The organism is Enterobacter cloacae complex sp. I2, assembly GCF_014896205.1.
Taxonomy (GTDB): Bacteria; Pseudomonadota; Gammaproteobacteria; order Enterobacterales; family Enterobacteriaceae; genus Enterobacter; species Enterobacter quasihormaechei.
In genome coordinates, this window is the sequence record NZ_JADBRA010000007.1 from 156,839 (window position 1) to 171,778 (window position 14,940).

General features: G+C 56.5%; 15 protein-coding genes. 9 read left to right on the forward strand and 6 right to left on the reverse strand.

Features of this window, described 5'->3' with window-relative positions:
- Window positions 1–9 precede the first annotated feature (9 nt).
- Window positions 10–669: an HAD family hydrolase gene (locus IM300_RS08225; RefSeq protein ID WP_074177577.1), complete on the forward strand. Its 660-nt coding sequence runs from the start codon at window positions 10–12 to the stop codon at window positions 667–669.
- A gap of 83 nt (window positions 670–752) precedes the next feature.
- On the opposite strand, the gene IM300_RS08230 is transcribed toward IM300_RS08225, so the two are convergent.
- A complete protein-coding gene (locus IM300_RS08230; RefSeq protein ID WP_193036074.1) occupies window positions 753–1,778 on the reverse strand; it encodes a TerC/Alx family metal homeostasis membrane protein in 1,026 nt (341 codons plus the stop codon).
- 328 nt (window positions 1,779–2,106) lie between these two features.
- Here IM300_RS08230 and IM300_RS08235 point away from each other — a divergent pair, with 328 nt between their 5' ends.
- A complete protein-coding gene (locus IM300_RS08235; protein WP_193036076.1) occupies window positions 2,107–3,441 on the forward strand; it encodes an MFS transporter in 1,335 nt (444 codons plus the stop codon).
- A 35-nt stretch (window positions 3,442–3,476) separates the two neighbouring features.
- Here the strand turns inward: IM300_RS08235 and IM300_RS08240 are convergent, their stop codons facing one another.
- Window positions 3,477–4,214 carry an IclR family transcriptional regulator gene (locus tag IM300_RS08240; RefSeq protein WP_107534145.1) on the reverse strand — a complete coding sequence of 246 codons (738 nt, stop codon included), beginning with the start codon at window positions 4,212–4,214 and terminating at the stop codon, window positions 3,477–3,479.
- Window positions 4,215–4,383: 169 nt separating this feature from the next.
- Here IM300_RS08240 and IM300_RS08245 point away from each other — a divergent pair, with 169 nt between their 5' ends.
- Together IM300_RS08245 and IM300_RS08250 are read left to right on the forward strand one after the other, a co-directional pair.
- On the forward strand, window positions 4,384–5,076 hold the full coding sequence (locus IM300_RS08245) for an RraA family protein (RefSeq protein ID WP_193036078.1): 693 nt from the start codon (window positions 4,384–4,386) through the stop codon (window positions 5,074–5,076).
- Window positions 5,076–6,023 (forward strand): hydroxyacid dehydrogenase, encoded by a 948-nt coding sequence (locus IM300_RS08250; protein ID WP_193036080.1) that lies wholly within the window; start codon window positions 5,076–5,078, stop codon window positions 6,021–6,023. The genes IM300_RS08245 and IM300_RS08250 overlap by 1 nt, the downstream gene beginning before the upstream one ends.
- Window positions 6,024–6,053: 30 nt before the next feature.
- Here the strand turns inward: IM300_RS08250 and IM300_RS08255 are convergent, their stop codons facing one another.
- Entirely contained in the window at window positions 6,054–7,250 is a 1,197-nt protein-coding gene (locus IM300_RS08255; RefSeq protein ID WP_193036082.1) for an NAD(P)/FAD-dependent oxidoreductase, read from the reverse strand.
- A gap of 228 nt (window positions 7,251–7,478) precedes the next feature.
- On the opposite strand from IM300_RS08255, the gene pitA reads away from it, so the two are divergent.
- The 3 genes from pitA (at window position 7,479) to IM300_RS08270 (ending at window position 9,924) form a co-directional block, all read left to right on the forward strand.
- Complete coding sequence (pitA, locus tag IM300_RS08260) at window positions 7,479–8,978, forward strand: inorganic phosphate transporter PitA (protein ID WP_063450006.1); 1,500 nt, start codon at window positions 7,479–7,481, stop codon at window positions 8,976–8,978.
- A 171-nt stretch (window positions 8,979–9,149) separates the two neighbouring features.
- Window positions 9,150–9,539: a polymorphic toxin type 44 domain-containing protein gene (locus tag IM300_RS08265; RefSeq protein WP_226842148.1), complete on the forward strand. Its 390-nt coding sequence runs from the start codon at window positions 9,150–9,152 to the stop codon at window positions 9,537–9,539.
- Complete coding sequence (locus IM300_RS08270) at window positions 9,517–9,924, forward strand: hypothetical protein (RefSeq protein ID WP_193036084.1); 408 nt, start codon at window positions 9,517–9,519, stop codon at window positions 9,922–9,924. The genes IM300_RS08265 and IM300_RS08270 overlap by 23 nt, the downstream gene beginning before the upstream one ends.
- 43 nt (window positions 9,925–9,967) lie before the next feature.
- On the opposite strand, the gene uspB is transcribed toward IM300_RS08270, so the two are convergent.
- Complete coding sequence (gene uspB, locus IM300_RS08275; RefSeq protein ID WP_003861224.1) at window positions 9,968–10,303, reverse strand: universal stress protein UspB; 336 nt, start codon at window positions 10,301–10,303, stop codon at window positions 9,968–9,970.
- 282 nt (window positions 10,304–10,585) lie between these two features.
- Here uspB and uspA point away from each other — a divergent pair, with 282 nt between their 5' ends.
- Window positions 10,586–11,023 carry a universal stress protein UspA gene (gene uspA, locus IM300_RS08280; RefSeq protein WP_003861223.1) on the forward strand — a complete coding sequence of 146 codons (438 nt, stop codon included), beginning with the start codon at window positions 10,586–10,588 and terminating at the stop codon, window positions 11,021–11,023.
- 60 nt (window positions 11,024–11,083) lie between these two features.
- Here uspA and rsmJ read toward each other — a convergent pair whose 3' ends face one another.
- Window positions 11,084–11,836 carry a 16S rRNA (guanine(1516)-N(2))-methyltransferase RsmJ gene (gene rsmJ / locus IM300_RS08285; protein ID WP_131637051.1) on the reverse strand — a complete coding sequence of 251 codons (753 nt, stop codon included), beginning with the start codon at window positions 11,834–11,836 and terminating at the stop codon, window positions 11,084–11,086.
- A 7-nt stretch (window positions 11,837–11,843) separates the two neighbouring features.
- Window positions 11,844–13,886 (reverse strand): oligopeptidase A, encoded by a 2,043-nt coding sequence (gene prlC / locus IM300_RS08290; protein ID WP_063865349.1) that lies wholly within the window; start codon window positions 13,884–13,886, stop codon window positions 11,844–11,846.
- 206 nt (window positions 13,887–14,092) lie between these two features.
- On the opposite strand from prlC, the gene IM300_RS08295 reads away from it, so the two are divergent.
- A complete protein-coding gene (locus IM300_RS08295) occupies window positions 14,093–14,935 on the forward strand; it encodes a 23S rRNA (adenine(2030)-N(6))-methyltransferase RlmJ (protein ID WP_006808562.1) in 843 nt (280 codons plus the stop codon).
- The last annotated feature ends 5 nt before the right edge of the window (window positions 14,936–14,940 follow it).

Below are 14,940 nucleotides of genomic sequence, written 5' to 3' on the forward strand. Positions count from 1 at the left end.
GACGTATTTATGACCAATATGATTGCCGACGAAGCCGTGGCGAAGTCCAGCGTGCTCTCTGTCTTTGACTTTGATGGTACGTTGACGCACCACGACAGCTTTATTCCTTTCCTGCGCTTTGCCTTTGGCAAGCGCTACTTTGCTGGCCGACTGGTGCGCATGGCCCTGCCTACGCTGCACTGCGTGCGCCGCAAGCTGACGCGTGATGAACTGAAAGAGGTGCTGATCAAAACCTTCCTGACGGGCGTGGATGAACACTGGTTACGTCAGCAGGCGGAAGCCTTCTGTGAAAAATACTGGAGCAAGCTGATGCGCCCGGAAGGGGTCATGGCCGTCGCCAACGAAGTCAATTCTGGTGCGGAAGTGACGATTTGCTCCGCCTCCCCGGCGCTGGTATTGCAGCCGTGGGCCGATAAGCTCGGCATTAAGCTGATTGGCACGCAGCTGGAAGTGAAGGACGGCAAGCTGACCGGGCGGATCACCGGCCATAACTGCCGTTGTGCGCAGAAGGTGGCGAGGCTGGAGAAGGTGTATGGGGATTTGAACGCGTATCACCTGCGCGCCTGGGGCGACACCCGTGGCGACCACGAGCTGCTGGCGGCGGCGCAGGATCCGCACTGGCGCCATTTCCATCATCCGAGCAAGCGCCGAAATTCACCAATAAGGTAGCCTTTTGCCGGGTGGCGGCTGCGCCTTACCCGGCCTACAACCCAATCGTAGGCCCGGTAAGCGAAGCGCCACCGGGCGGTACATCAGGCCTCACGTTTCCCCGGGAACATCACGCTCGCAATAATCCCCAGCGCCAGTACCCCCAGCATTACAAACAGGCTTGCCGTGGCACCGATGTTATAACCGTGATGCCAGAAGTGGTCGGTCGCATTAAGCCCCAGCTTGAACGCCACGAAGAACAGCAGCAGCACGACCGCTTTCTCCAGATGCACCAGATACTGCTTCAGCGCCTCCAGCACGAAGTAGAGGGTACGCAGGCCGAGGATCGCGAACATCATTGCGCTGTAGATAATCAGCGGCTCGCGGCTGACGGCAATGATGGCGGGAACGGAGTCGAACGCGAACATCACGTCGGACAGCTCTACCACCGCCACGCAGAGTAGCAGCGGCGTCGCGTAGCGCTTCGCCTTCTTCACGCGACCTACCATCACATCCTTGTTTTCAGGCTTCTCCAGCTCGGCATCCACCTCTTTCTGGGTCAGGATAAACGCGTGGCTGCTGATTTTTGGCCAGACCGGATAGAAGCGTTTTACCAGGCGGTACGCCAGATGGTTCGAGTAATCTTCGACTTCATCGCTCTCTTCATTGCGTTTCAGCATCATCACCGCCGTCCAGCCGACGACCAGCGCAAAAATGACCTCAACGTACGGCCCGAGGCTCAGGAGACTGGTGCCGATGGCCACAAAAATCCCGCGGAACACAATCGCCCCCAGCACGCCCCAGTAGAGCACGCGGTGGCGATACTTATCCGGCACGCCGAACCAGGCGAAGATCGCCATCATCACGAACAGGTTGTCGACGGAGAGCACCTCTTCCAGCGCATAGCCGGTAAGGAACAGACTCGCCATCTCTGCGCCGTGGTGCACGTATAAGAAGCCGGCAAACGCCATGGCCATCATGACCCAGAAGATGGACCACATAGCCGCGCTTTTCAGCGAGATAGGCTTATCGTGACGGTGCATGAAGAGGTCGATAAACATCGCCCCAACGGCCATCACCACAAAAACAACAACGGTTTCCGTCGGGAAACCGAGATGAGCAGCAGACATAGACAACCCTTTTAAGAAGACAAAACACAACACCATGCAGGCTGGCGTAGACCAGAAGTGAGAATGGGGGAACGTGTTATCCGCATCTACCCCACTAAACCGCAGCTCTGTGGCTGCGCAAGGTGTGTACTTTACCTCACAACGTAGGGTGGTGCATCTGTCGTTTAGGCGCATTTAGCAGAGCGCGTTATCTGTGAGTCACGTCTTATTTACATCATTTAAACCTTCCATTAACTGGATAAAAAGAACGCGCCGACGCTATAGTGGTTTTGTTTAATAAAACTGAGTTGTACCTGATAAAACCAAGAACAGACCCTGCGAGGAACTCATGACAGAACATATTCGTAATGGCGTTGCCGCCACTGAGGACATAGAACGAAAGACTATGCGCAAGGTGATCTGGCGCATTCTCCCGTTTCTGATAGTCAGTTATCTGGTCTCTATTATCGATCGCGGCAATATCGGCATGGCTTCGCTACAGATGAATGAGGATCTCGGCCTCAGCAAAGCGGCGTTTGGCTTCGCCAGCAGTCTCTATTTCGTGGCGTATTTTCTGTTTGAAGTTCCAAGCAATCTGGCGATGCAGAAGGTGGGCGCACGTCTGTGGATCCCCCGCATTATGATCAGCTGGGGGGTGGTATCCATGTGCATGGCACTGGTACAAAACACCACGTCGCTTTATATCGTGCGTTTTCTGCTGGGAGCCGCTGAAGCGGGCTTTTTCCCCGGCGTCGTACTCTTTTTGACCTGGTGGATCCCTGCCCGCTACCGTGCGCGAATTATCGCGTCCTTTATGGTCGCGATCCCGCTGGCCAATTTTATCGGCTCGCCGCTGTCGGGGTTGATTCTGTCACTGGACGGCTGGTTAGGTCTGCGCGGCTGGCATCTGCTGTTTATCATTGAAGGCTTACCCGCGATTCTGCTGGGTATTGCCGCCTGGTTTGTTCTTCGCGATCGCCCGCACCAGGCTAACTGGCTTAACACGGAGCAGAAAAAATGGCTGGAAACAACGCTTGAAAGCGAGCGTCAGCAGCAAAAAAATATCGGCCACCAGACAACGTGGCAGCTGCTCCGGCATCGTCAAATCTGGCTGCTGGCGCTGATTTACGCAGGCGCGTCCTCAGCAGGCACCACCATCAGCGTCTGGTCACCGCAGCTGCTGAAATCGTTCCATCTTGATAATCTGGAGACGGGTCTGCTCAACGCCATTCCTTACGGCCTGGCATCCGTACTGATGATTGTCTGGGGACGGAGTTCTGACCGAACCAATGAACGCCGCTGGCATACCGCGCTGACGCTATTCATGATTGCCGCAGGCGTAATTGCCGCATTTGTCAGCGTCTCTCTTTCTGCCACCCTTATTATTTTGAGCATCATGCTGATAGGCGCGTATTCAATGAAGGGGCCGTTCTGGGCGCTGGCGTCAGGTTGGATGAGCAGCACGTCGGCTGCTGCGGGGCTGGCCGCGATTGGCGCCATCGCTAACCTTATCGGCGGCGCGGTGATGGTCAACGCTTACGGCATCATTAACGAGCGGACGGGTAGCCACACGCTGGCCATGCTTCCTCTGGCTGCGCTGTGCGCCGCGGGGGGTGTCGCAGTGTTGGTGATGGGACGCCAGGCCCGCAATGCGCATCTGCATGAAAAACAGGTCACCCATTAGACATAAAACAGCGGGACGCCCGTCCCGCTTTATGCTCAGAGGCTCTCTTCCGCAGCGTCTTGCGTTTCCCCATAAAACTGCTGGCAGAAAGCCTTACTCGCCCCCATTTTCTGCGACAGGCGACTGGCAGTGGCGTGCATCAGCTGGCTGATCCCCTGTTCACGGCGATCTTCAGTCAGTCTGGAGATGGGCCCGGTCAGCGCCAGCGCCGCAATCAGCTTGTCATTGACGCCGAAGACGGGCATCGCAAACGCCGCGGTATGCGGGTCTCGGGCACCTGCGGTATAGAGCGGAACAGCGGGCTCCCCCTCTGGTAGCGCATCATTAAGGCCCCAGTGGCGAAGCACTTTACTGATGGCAGAATCGTCCAGCGGAAACTGAGTACCCGGCAGATTACTGTGGCGTAGCCCGTGGGAGGCTTCCGCACGGAACAGGCACAAACGTTGCCCGCCTTCTAACACATACCAGCTGGCGCTCTCCTGAGAGGCCTGAGATAACGCCTGAAGCTCAGGCTGCACCACCCGGGAAAGATGAAAAGATTGCTCATAAAGCTTACCGAGGTAAAGCAGACGTGGGCCAAGCGCGTAATTGCCGTCATCGTGCCTGACGACATAATTCATTCGTTCAAGCGAATTCATTAACCGGTAAACCGTGGTTTTGTGATAACCCGATAGCTGCGCCAGCGCGGTCAGCGTCAGGCTCTCATCGCCGGGACGAAAGCAATCCAGTAAAGCCAGCGCTTTTTCGACCGCCACAACGCCTTCATTACCCATCATCATCTCCTTTTCTGCTCGGCAGTGAGTGTACCTCAATTTTTGTGAGTCACTTCGTGTTTACATCACAAACGCCGTTGCAGATCTGGCTAAAGGGAAAGCTACACCGCTATAGTTGTTTTGTATTGTACACCTGCATTGTATACAGTAAAACAATATGGAGGCATTCATGTCCGTTTCAGAAAAACCATTTATTAACCGTCAGTTCGAACGCGTGTCGACCGAAGAGGTTCACCAGGCCGCTGAGTATCAGGCCGCTATCCTCGCGGATGTTGCCGGTCGCCGCGGTACGCTGCACGGTCGTATCAAACCGCTCGCCCCTCAGATGGCCGTTGCGGGCCCGGCTGTCACCGTGGAGGTGCGCCCGGGAGATAATCTGGCCATCCATGCCGCAATGGCCGTCGCCCAGCCTGGCGATGTGCTGGTTATTGACGGCAAAGGCGACCTGACCTGTGCGCTGCTCGGCGAGATTATGGCGGCTCAGGCCCAGGCAAGTGGGATCGCGGGCATCATCATTGACGGAGCGGTACGTGATGCCGATACCCTGAGTAAAGGGCATTACCCCGTCTTCGCCGCCGGTCTTAACCCCTGTGGCCCGACAAAATCCATTCCTGGCCGGGTTAATCACCCCATCTCTATCGCTGGCGCGGCGGTCCGGGCCGGGGATCTGATTGTTGCGGATATCGACGGCGTGGTGGCGATCCCGCGTGATGAAGTGCAGGCCGTTATCGCCATGGCCAAAGGGAAACTCGAAACAGAGACCCGACGTCTTGCCGCTATTCGTGAGGGCGATTTGCGTCCACACTGGCTTAACGACGCGCTGCGCAAGGCGGGCATGTTATCTGACGGGGAGACGCTGTAATGGCAGGCAAACGCGTTGTACTGGTTACCGGATGCGACCTGGCAGACCAGGCTGTAAACATGCTGCGAGACTTTGACGTGGTGTATGCAGGACGTCAGCCCACAGAAAATGAGCTGGTTACGCTGTGCGAGCGGCACAATCCTGTGGCCATCCTGGTGCGTTACGGCAGGATAACCGCACGGATTATGGATGCTGCCCCCGCATTACAGGTTATATCAAAACACGGAAGCGGCATTGACGTGATAGACCAGCCAGCGGCAGCGGCGCGTAATATCGCCGTACGTTCCGCCCCCGGTGCCAATGCGGCAGCGGTTGCGGAACATACCTGGGCATTAATTCTTGCCTGTGCCAAATCCGTGGTTGCCCTTGATAAGCGCCTGCGCGACGGGCACTGGGATAAAGCCACGCACAAATCGATCGAGCTGGAAGGCATGACGCTGGGGCTTATCGGCCTGGGGGCGATTGGCTCGCGGGTGGCGAACGTGGGGCTGGCATTCGGCATGCAGGTTGTGGCGTACGATCCTTACGCTAAAACGATGCCTTCAGGCTGTGATCGGGCAAACACCTTAGCCGACCTGCTTTCCCGTGCCGATGTTATCTCCCTGCATTGCCCGCTCACTGACGACAACAGAGGAATGATCAACGCAGACACGCTCGCCCACTGTAAGCCGAACGCTATTCTGGTGAACACGGCGCGCGGCGGGTTGATTAACGATGACGCCTTGCTCAGGGCGCTAAAGGATGGAACCTTGCACAGCGCGGCACTCGACAGCTTTATCAGCGAGCCTCTGACCGCCCCGCACAGGTGGCAGACCGTCGATAACGTCATCATCTCGCCGCATATTGGCGGCGTCAGCGAGGCGTCATACGTCAGGATGGGAACCGTGGCCGCCAGCAATATTCTGGACGTTGTGCGCGTGGCTGACGATGCCACCGTCAGCCCGTGAAGCGCATTGATATATGACAGCGCCCGCTTGTCACTTATCCTCAGCGAGTGCCTGCGCGCATGCCCAGGCACTGGCCCACGCCCACTGGAAGTTATACCCGCCGAGCCAGCCGGTCACGTCCATCACTTCGCCAATGAAGTAGAGACCCGGCACGTTGCGGGCCTCCATCGTGCGGGATGAGAGTTCGTTTGTATCCACGCCGCCCAGCGTCACTTCCGCCGTGCGGTAGCCCTCGGTGCCGTTTGGCTGTACGCGCCAGTTCGTCAGCGTCTCCACCAGCGTTTCCTGCTCGCGGCTGTTCAGCTGCTTAAGCGACACGTCCGGGATCTGCCCCAGCGTCTGCAAACATTCCACCAGGCGCTTCGGCAGCTGCATTGCCAGGGTATTTTTCAGGCTTTGATTCGGGTGCGCTGCGCGCTGTTCGTTCAGGAACGCGTCCAGATCGCAGTCCGGTACCAGGTTCACGGAGACAAACTCTCCCGGCTGCCAGTAGCTGGAGATCTGCAACACCGCCGGCCCCGAGAGGCCGCGATGGGTAAAGAGCAGGTTTTCGCGAAATACCGTGCCGTCTTCGGCCGTAATAACCGACGGCACAGACACGCCGGAGAGCGTCTGAAGCTGTTCCAGCAGCGGCTTATGCAGCGTGAACGGCACCAGCCCGGCGCGGGTGGGCAGCACCTTCAGGCCAAACTGCTCGGCGATTTTGTAGCCGAACGGTGAGGCGCCAAGACCCGGCATAGAAAGGCCGCCGCTGGCGATCACCAGATTATCGGCGCTGACGGTTTCACCGTTGAGTTGCAGCGTGTAGCCCTGCTCGTCGCGGGCGACCTCGAGCACTTCTGTCCTCAGGCGCATGACCACGCCGCCTTTCTCGCACTCGGCCACCAGCATATCAACGATTTGCTGGGCGGAGTCGTCGCAGAACAGCTGTCCCAGCGTCTTCTCATGCCACGCGATACCGTGTTTACCCACCAGTTCGATAAAATCCCACTGGGTGTAGCGCGCCAGCGCAGATTTACAAAAATGACGGTTCTGGCTCAGATAGGCCGCCGGTTCGACATAGAGATTGGTAAAGTTGCAGCGCCCGCCGCCGGACATCAGGATCTTGCGGCCAGGCTTTTTTCCGTTATCCAGCAGCAGCACGCGAGGACCCGCTTGTCCGGCCATTGCCGCACAAAACATACCCGCCGCACCGGCGCCAATTACTACGGCATCAAACCTTTCCACGTCAAAATCCTCTTCGTTAACTGCCGCGGATTGTAAAGTTTCCTCAGTGGTCGCACCAGCGTAAAAAGATATTACAAAGCCATTTCATTGATATTTAAAGATTATCCTTTCAGGCACATTTCTCAAATCAGGTGGTATGTCAAAAAAAGTCTATATTTCACTTTGCCCGTTGCGCATTTGTCCTGGATAATGCGCCGCGTTCATGTCCTCAAAATGGCGTAACGTCCTATGCTACATTTGTTTGCCGGCCTGGATTTACATACCGGGCTTTTATTATTGCTTGCTCTGGTTTTTGTGCTGTTTTACGAAGCGATCAACGGCTTCCACGACACTGCAAACGCAGTTGCAACGGTTATCTACACTCGCGCAATGCGATCGCAGCTTGCGGTCGTTATGGCGGCGGTATTTAACTTTTTTGGTGTCCTCCTGGGCGGACTGAGCGTTGCGTATGCCATTGTGCATATGCTGCCAACGGATCTGCTTCTTAACGTGAGTTCCGGTCATGGCCTGGCCATGGTGTTCTCAATGCTGCTTGCTGCCATTATCTGGAACCTCGGTACCTGGTATTTCGGCCTGCCTGCATCCAGCTCTCACACCCTTATCGGCGCGATTATCGGTATTGGGTTAACCAACGCCCTGATGACCGGTACCTCGGTTGTTGATGCGCTGAACCTGCCTAAAGTACTGGGCATTTTCGGCTCTCTGATCATCTCTCCTATCGTGGGTCTGGTGGTGGCGGGTGGCTTGATTTTCATCCTGCGTCGCTACTGGAGCAACACGAAGAAACGTGCGCGTATCCACCTGACGCCAGCAGAGCGTGAAAAGAAAGACGGCAAGAAAAAGCCGCCGTTCTGGACGCGTATCGCACTGATCGTTTCCGCTATCGGCGTGGCCTTCTCTCATGGCGCGAACGATGGTCAGAAAGGCATTGGTCTGGTGATGCTGGTTCTGATTGGCGTCGCACCGGCGGGCTTCGTGGTTAACATGAACGCCTCTGGCTACGAGATCACCCGTACCCGTGATGCGGTAAACAACGTTGAAACGTACTTCCAGCAGCATCCTCAGCTGCTGAAGAAAGCGACCGGCGTAGACCAACTGATCCCTTCTCCTGACTCTGGCGCACTGACTGCACCGGGCGAGTTCCATTGCCACCCGGCAAACGCGATTAACGCGCTGGAACGTGCGAAAGGCATGCTGGCCGATATCGAAAGCTACGACAAACTGGCTGTTGAACAGCGTGGTCAGCTGCGTCGCATCATGCTCTGCATCTCCGACGTGACCGATAAAGTCGCGAAGCTGCCAGAGGTGACTGCCGACGACAAACGTCTGCTGAAGAAACTGAAAGGCGATATGCTTAACACCATTGAGTACGCGCCAATCTGGATCATCATGGCGGTCGCGCTGGCGCTGGGTATCGGTACGATGATTGGCTGGCGTCGTGTGGCGACCACCATCGGCGAGAAGATCGGTAAGAAAGGCATGACCTATGCGCAGGGTATGTCCGCGCAGATGACGGCGGCGGTGTCTATCGGTCTGGCGAGCTACACCGGTATGCCAGTATCAACCACCCACGTACTCTCTTCGTCCGTGGCAGGTACCATGATTGTTGACGGCGGCGGTTTACAGCGTAAAACCGTGACCAACATTCTGATGGCCTGGGTGTTCACCCTCCCGGCGTCCATCCTGCTGTCCGGCGGTCTGTACTGGATTTCGCTGAAGCTGATTTAACCGGCTGAAGGCGACAAAAAAGCGGGTCAGGAAACTGGCCCGCTTTTTTTATGTGCAATTTCTGATTAATTACTAATTTCATTAGGAAAATCTGAACATTTTTTGCTCAGATAATCTGTTTGCGAGAAACTATCATGCCGGGCAGGATGAATAACGCCTACTGGAGAATGTATGGCTTCCGTTCCAACGCCTGGCCCTGGTTCAATTGTAATAGCTAACAACATGCGTGAAGCGCGCCAAAATGGAATGTCACGCAATATGGCCACAGCCTATACATATTACTGGTTCTATCAAAAAGTCCGAAATGGCGGCCCATGGGATTATAAAAAGTTCGATCCGTATTTCGCAGCATTTGGCAATTTTAACTTCGGTGCCGCAGGGACCGCGGCTGGGATTCCTGCGAAGATCCTCCTCATGGGCGCGGGTTGGGCTCAGAGTCGCGCAGGGACCTCAAAAGCCAAATGGGGTAAATGGTACGATAAACCGCCTTACGGTGATGACCCGACGGATCAGCGCAATATCAGAGAAGGAATAGATTATGCCATTCAGAATGGTTATTAGCTGGCTCCATCGGCTCGTCACGCTTGTACTGCTCTTCGTGGTTGCCGGTTTTGCCTGGCTAAATCATCAGCCCGACTCCCGTCGTTACGACGAGTTGCAGCGCGTTTATCACGTTTCAGATAGCGTCTGGCTGTACATGACGGTGAATCATGGCGGTGGCGCAACCGTACCGACCATTTATCGATACTATCTCTCGAATAAGCTAGAAGGGAAAAACGCCGACATTCTCAGGCAACTCTCCACGAAATCTCCCGTCATTGAGGGTACTGGCACGATTACAAATGCCAGCCTGGTCAAAAACGGGGCTGTGAGCATTTCTTACAGTGGTAAAGTGATATCAATTCAGGACACGATCTCTGACCTTCGATTCACGGCTACCCCCTAAATCGAATGGTAAGAAGGCGAGGCTGGCCTCGCCTTCATCATGCTCAGTGCCAAATCATCAGTGCAATCATACTCACCACAACCAGGCCACACAGGGCGCTGGTCAAAATGAACTGACGACGCAGGCGCTCGCAGCGACGGATAAACTCTTCATCGTGGTGATCGCGGTAGCGCTGGTAATAGATGTACCCCACCAGACGCATCTGTTTGCTGGGCTGTCCATGCGAGGTGAAGAACCCTCCACCGTCCACGTACTGATAAAGCAGCGGATCGCAACCACGAAGTACCACTAACAGCGCACGTAACGATGAGAAGTAGCGCGCCATATTCACTATGCAAACTACGCATAACGCCCAAAACAATGCGACGGTGCTAATCATACATCCTCCCCGGCGTCCGCCCATGAAGCAAGGCTCCTGAGCTACCGCACCCCAATGCCCTGACAGACAGTTCAGTGAAAGAATGACTAAAAGTCGATCCGGTTCGCGTTTTAATATCCGAACGGCTCATTAAATAGTGTAGGAGATCCGTTAATTTTTTTGCCACAAGGTTAATCGTTATCAACACCAAAGCTTGAAAAATATGTTTAACTGGGCCGTAATGAAAGCATCAGACGACGCTTTCCCTTTTAGTCATCGATAACTTAAGGAAGGAGTAACACTATGGCTTACAAACATATTCTTATCGCGGTAGACCTCTCCCCGGAGAGTAAAGTGCTGGTCGACAAAGCCGTATCCATGGCACGTCCCTACAACGCGAAAGTTTCGCTGATTCACGTTGATGTGAATTACTCCGACCTCTACACCGGTCTGATCGACGTGAATCTCGGCGATATGCAGAAACGCATCTCCGAAGAGACTCACCACGCGCTGAGCGAGCTCTCTACCAACGCGGGCTATCCGATCACTGAAACCCTGAGCGGTAGCGGCGATCTGGGTCAGGTGCTGGTTGATGCGATTAAGAAATACGATATGGATCTGGTGGTCTGCGGTCATCACCAGGACTTCTGGAGCAAGCTGATGTCCTCAGCGCGCCAGCTGATTAATACCGTTCACGTGGATATGCTGATTGTTCCACTGCGTGACGAAGAAGACGAGTAAGTGCAAAAAAAGCGGCACTGAATGTAGGCCGGGTAAGGCGAAGCCGCCACCCGGCTTTTTTTATTCCGGCGTCCCCGCATAAATATCAAACCGGTGCCCTTTGGTGGTCACCGCGTTGGTCGTGGCAACGTCCGCCAGCGGCGGCGCGTAGTCCGGACGCTTCACCACCACCCGCTTCGTCGCGAGCTGACGAGCAGGCTCCAGCAGGCCATCTGCATCCAGATCCGGCCCCACCAGCGACTGAAACACACGCATCTCTTTCTTCACCAGCGCGCTTTTCTGCTTATGCGGGAACATCGGGTCGAGGTAGACCACCTGCGGGCGCGGAGTGATATCCGTCAGCGCCGTCAGGCTTGACGCGTGGATCAGCTGCAAACGTTCCTGCAACCACGGGCCGATTTCCGGGTCCGCATAGCCTCGCGTCAGCCCGTCATCGAGCAGCGCGGCGACAACCGGATTACGCTCCAGCATCCGCACCCGGCAGCCCACCGACGCCAGCACAAAAGCATCGCGCCCCAGCCCCGCCGTGGCGTCCACCACGTCAGGCAGATAGCTTCCCTTAATGCCGACCGCTTTGGCCACCGCTTCGCCGCGACCGCCGCCGAACTTACGCCGGTGCGCCATCGCGCCGCCAACGAAGTCGACAAAAATCCCGCCGAGCTTCGGCTCGTCGCGCTTGCGAAGCTCAAGATGTTCCGGCGTCATCACCAGCGCCATCAGGTTGTTTTCATCATGTTCCAGCCCCCAGCGGGCCGCCAGAACAGATAAGGCGCCGTTCCCGGCGCCCGTTTCATCCACTAAGCAGATCTTCACGTAGCAATCAGCCTTTGATTCCGTAATGCTCCAGCATCGCATCCAGCTGAGGCTCGCGGCCACGGAAGCGTTTGAACAGCTCCATAGGCTCTTCTGAACCCCCGCGCGTCAGGATGTTATCGAGGAACGACTGACCGGTTTCGCGGTTGAAAATCCCCTCTTCTTCGAAGCGAGAGAAGGCGTCCGCCGCCAGCACGTCGGCCCACAGGTAGCTGTAGTAGCCCGCCGCGTAGCCGCCTGCGAAGATATGGCTGAACGCGTGCGGGAAGCGTCCCCAGGTTGGGCCTGGAATAACGGCGACCTGCTTTTTAATCTCGGCCAGCGTTTCGAGGATTTTCGCCCCCTGCTCCGGGCTGAACTCGGCGTGCAGGCGGAAATCGAACAGGCCGAACTCCAGCTGACGCAGGATAAACATCGCCGCCTGGTAGTTTTTCGCCGCCAGCATTTTATCCAGCAACTCTTTAGGCAGCGGTTCGCCGGTCTCATAGTGGCCGGAGATAAACGCCAGCGCGTCCGGCTCCCAGCACCAGTTTTCCATAAACTGGCTTGGCAGCTCGACCGCATCCCATGGCACCCCGCTGATACCGGCGACGCCGGCGGTTTCAATGCGGGTCAGCATGTGGTGCAGGCCGTGACCGAACTCGTGGAACAGGGTGATCACTTCATCGTGGGTAAAGAGCGCAGGCTTGCCGCTTACCGGACGGTTGAAGTTACAGGTCAGATAGGCGACCGGTTTTTGCAGGGAACCATCCGCTTTACGCATCTGGCCCACGCAGTCGTCCATCCACGCCCCGCCGCGTTTGTTTTCACGCGCGTAAAGATCCAGATAGAAGCTGCCGCGCAGCTCATTTTTCTCGTCATACAGCTCAAAGAAGCGCACGTCCGGATGCCAGACGTCGATATCGGTACGCTCTTTAGCGGTAATGCCGTAAATGCGTTTCACCACTTCAAACAGACCGTTGACGGCTTTGTTTTCCGGGAAGTACGGACGCAGCTGTTCGTCGCTGATGCTGTAGAGGTGCTGCTTCTGTTTTTCGCTGTAGTACGCGATATCCCACGGCTGAAGCTCGTCCACGCCAAACTCGGCTTTCGCAAAGGCGCGCAGCTGGGCCAGCTCTTTCTCCCCCTGAGGACGAGCGCGTTTCGCCAGATCGGTCAGGAAGTCGAGCACCTGCTGCGGGTTCTCGGCCATTTTGGTGGCGAGGGATTTATCCGCGTAGCTGTCGAAGCCCAGCAGCTGTGCCAGCTCGTGGCGCAGGGCGAGGATCTCCGCCATCACCGGGCTGTTATCCCATTTACCCGCATTCGGCCCCTGATCGGAGGCGCGGGTGCTGTAGGCGCGGTACATCTCTTCACGCAGGGCCTGGTTGTCGCAGTAGGTCATCACCGGCAGATAGCTCGGGATATCCAGCGTTAACAGGAAGCCTTCCTGCTCTTTCGCTTCGGCCTGGGCTTTCGCCGCCGCCAGCGCGCTTTCCGGCATACCCGCCAGCTCGGCTTCGTCGGTAATCAGCTTCGTCCAGCCCATGGTGGCGTCGAGGACGTTGTTGCTGTACTGATTGCCCAGCTCGGACAGGCGCGCAGCGATTTCGCCGTAGCGAACCTGCTTCTCTTTTGGCAGACCGATACCGGACAGCTCAAAGTCACGCAGGGCGTTATCAACCGATTTTTTCTGCGCCGTGTTCAGTTCGGCATAATGGTCGCCGTCGCGCAGGTCGCGGTAGGCTTTGTACAGCCCTTCGTGCTGGCCGACCCAGGTGCTGTACTCAGAGAGCAGCGGCAGGGTTTGTTCGTAGGCTTCACGCAGTTCCGGGCTGTTTTTCACCGAGTTCAGGTGGCTCACCGGGGAGAAGATACGCCCCAGCACGTCGTCCACTTCGGCCAGCGGCTGACACAGATTCTCCCAGGTGTACGGCGCGCCCTGCGCAACCACGCTTTCTACCGCCGCGCGGCAGTTGTCCAGCGACTGGGTAACGGCTGGAACCACATGCTCAGGGAGGATTTTAGAAAACGGTGGCAACGAAAAAGGCGTCAGTAATGGATTGGTCATAAACGCTGTCCTGTTGAAATAGATGAATGAAGCGCGCATCCGGCGCTGTGCATATTGTTCAGTAATGGGGTTAAGTGTAGAGGATTTCAATGCCGGACGTTGTCGAAAAGAGCCCGGTGGCGCTGCGCTTACCGGGCCTGCGGGTAATCTTTGTCGTTCTGCTGTAAACTGTGGCAAATCGTCAATTCAGCGGAATATCATTACCCATGCTCAGTTATCGCCACAGCTTTCACGCTGGCAACCATGCCGACGTCCTTAAACACACCGTTCAGAGCCTGATCATCGAATCGCTCAAAGAGAAGGATAAACCGTTTCTCTATCTGGACACCCACGCGGGCGCGGGCCGTTATCAGCTGAGCGGCGAGCATGCCGAGCGTACCGGTGAATATCTGGAAGGGATTGCGCGTATCTGGCAGCAGGACGATCTGCCTGCCGAGCTGGAGCCGTACATCGGCGTGGTGAATCACTTTAACCGCAACGGCCAGCTGCGTTACTACCCGGGCTCTCCGCTGATTGCCCGCCAGCTGCTGCGCGAGCAGGACAGCCTCCAGCTGACCGAACTGCACCCGAGCGATTTCCCGCTGCTGCGCTCTGAGTTTCAGAAAGATAACCGCGCCCGCGTGGACAAAGCCGACGGTTACCAGCAGCTGAAAGCCAAGCTGCCGCCGGTTTCCCGTCGCGGCCTGGTGCTGATCGACCCGCCGTACGAAATCAAAACCGACTATCAGGCGGTGGTGACCGGCATCAACGAAGGTTACAAACGCTTTGCGACCGGAACCTATGCCCTGTGGTATCCGGTGGTGCTGCGCGCGCAGATCAAACGCATGATTAAGGATCTGGAAGCGACCGGCATTCGTAAAATCCTGCAAATTGAGCTGGCGGTGCGCCCCGACAGCGACCAGCGCGGCATGACCGCTTCCGGCATGATTGTGATTAACCCGCCGTGGAAGCTGGAAGCGCAGATGAACAACGTGCTGCCGTGGCTGCACAAAACGCTGGTGCCTGCCGGAACAGGGCACGCCACCGTAAGCTGGATTGTGCCGGAGTAATTGCA